Here is a 1,800-nt window from a genome sequence, read left to right on the forward strand (position 1 = left end):
ATCCATGCCGATCTCTACTCGGACTGTCACGTCATTCCGGTCGGAACCGCCGATCCGGTCCGCGCCATGCGCGCTGCCGACCGGCTGCCGATCATTATGCAGTCGCTGACAACGGCTTATGATCTGGTCGTGGTCGAATGCGGACCAGCCGACGCGCAGGGCATCGGCCGTCTGACCGGCGACGCCACCGAGGTCTTTCTCTCCATGCTGGAGGCCGACGACGAGGTGACGCAGGCTGCCGTCAAGCTGATCGAGAACGGCTATCCCGACCTGACGCTGGTGACGCCGCTCGGCCACGAACCGCCCGGCAATCCGGTGCCGGGACGGCGCACTGCCGCCGCCTGAGAGAGCTGCGGATCGCCTGGCGGAGCCGTTCAGCGGTTCGCCCGATCTAGCCCAGTTCCAGGGTCGTTACGCCGAACACCCTTTGCAGGTCCAGTTCCGGGGCAGGCCCCTTGTACATGCGCGTGGTGGTGAAGGTCGGCGCAAAGCCGGCCGCATCGAGCGCAGTTATGAAACCGGTGTTATCGGCGGGGACGTCGATATGCAGCTCGCCGCCCTCACAGGCACCGGCCAGTCCCTCCAGGAGTTGCGAAGCGATTTCCATGTCGTCGGCAAACAGCGGGCCGATCTTGAAGCCGGATCGGCACCGGCGCACCACGCCAAAGCCGGTGACGCCGCGCGAACCGATTGCCGCCAACCCATGATGCGGTTCTTGCAGCCATCGCTTCAGAAAGGCGTCTCGGGGCGCCGGAAAGCAATGGGCGTCATAGGCGACGACATCGGACAGGAGTTGCGTTGTAATCATCCGCAACCCATCGGCCCTGGCCGTCGGGCCTGCCTTGCGCCCGGTGAAGCGGATGGTCTCGTAGGCCGGCGCGAAGCCCTTGCGCCGGTAATTGGCCTGCTGCTCGGCGACGCCGTCAAGGCCGACGGTCCGGCCTGCAAGCCTTTTCATGCCGGCGTCCCACACCGTCTTGCCGTAGCCCATGCCGCGCATGTCAGGCCGGGAGATGTAGAGGCCGATGAAGCCGAATTCGCTGCCATAGGCCACGGCCGAAATTGCCGCGACCATGTCGTCGCCGACAAAGGCGCCGATGAAGCCTTCGGGGTCCGCCGCCTGGAGCATCGCCGGGTCTTCAAGACCTGGGTTCCAGCCTTCCGCAGCTGCCCAGTCGACGAGAAGCGCCAGTTCCTGCAGGGACAGTGTGCGGATGATCGGCGTCATTGCGTTAGCTATCTTCTTCCGAGGGCGCCGCCTGGCCGGCGGCTTTGCGGCGCAGCACCTTGGTCAGCTTCCAGATCGTCGGGCTGTTCTTGACGAAGGCTTTCAGCCGCGCGCCTTGCCGAAGCGTCAGCGCCAGCATGCGGCCCTTCACGGTCAAGGGGACCAGCACTTCGAAATGCCGCGTTTCGATATCGCACCACAGCCGCTTGTAAGGCTCATCTCCTACCGAAAAGTCATACACCTCGAAACCGGTCTCGCAGGCTTCCTGGATGTTGTCGAAGAACAGGAAGTCGCCGGGGCTGGCGTGCCCGAGATCGTCCTCGGCGATCGCTCCGAATTCGCAGATCAGGCGTTTGCCCGAGCGGCTTGAACCGGTAATGGCGCGCAGCTTGCCGGCAACCTCGAGCCCGTGCAGCACGAAGGAAGGCTTGTCCTCGCTAAGTGCTTGCGAAAACAGCGCGCGGAAGAAGCCGCGCACCTGCGCGTCGCCGAAGACGTTGGCGATGCCCATCTTGCGGAAGCGGAGTTCCTTCATCTCGAAGAAGGCGTCGAGCAGCCTGTCGATCTCGTCC

Annotated in this window: 2 protein-coding genes and 1 pseudogene; 1 reads left to right on the forward strand and 2 read right to left on the reverse strand. The window is 64.4% G+C overall.

Annotated features, from left to right (window positions below):
- Positions 1–345 (forward strand): annotated as a pseudogene (locus tag EN879_RS34430) (tyrosine-protein kinase family protein); the annotation flags it as partial.
- Between the two features lie 46 nt (positions 346–391).
- Here EN879_RS34430 and EN879_RS34435 read toward each other — a convergent pair.
- Both EN879_RS34435 and EN879_RS34440 read right to left on the reverse strand, forming a co-directional pair.
- Positions 392–1,228, reverse strand: a complete 837-nt coding sequence (locus EN879_RS34435; protein WP_063167776.1) for a GNAT family N-acetyltransferase — start codon at positions 1,226–1,228, stop codon at positions 392–394.
- 4 nt (positions 1,229–1,232) lie between these two features.
- On the reverse strand, positions 1,233–1,800 hold a 568-nt coding region (locus EN879_RS34440; RefSeq protein ID WP_127274638.1), incomplete at its 5' end, for a GNAT family N-acetyltransferase.

The sequence above is a fragment of the Mesorhizobium sp. M7A.F.Ca.AU.002.02.1.1 genome (genome assembly GCF_003998535.1).
GTDB classification, from domain to species: Bacteria; Pseudomonadota; Alphaproteobacteria; order Rhizobiales; family Rhizobiaceae; genus Mesorhizobium; species Mesorhizobium ciceri.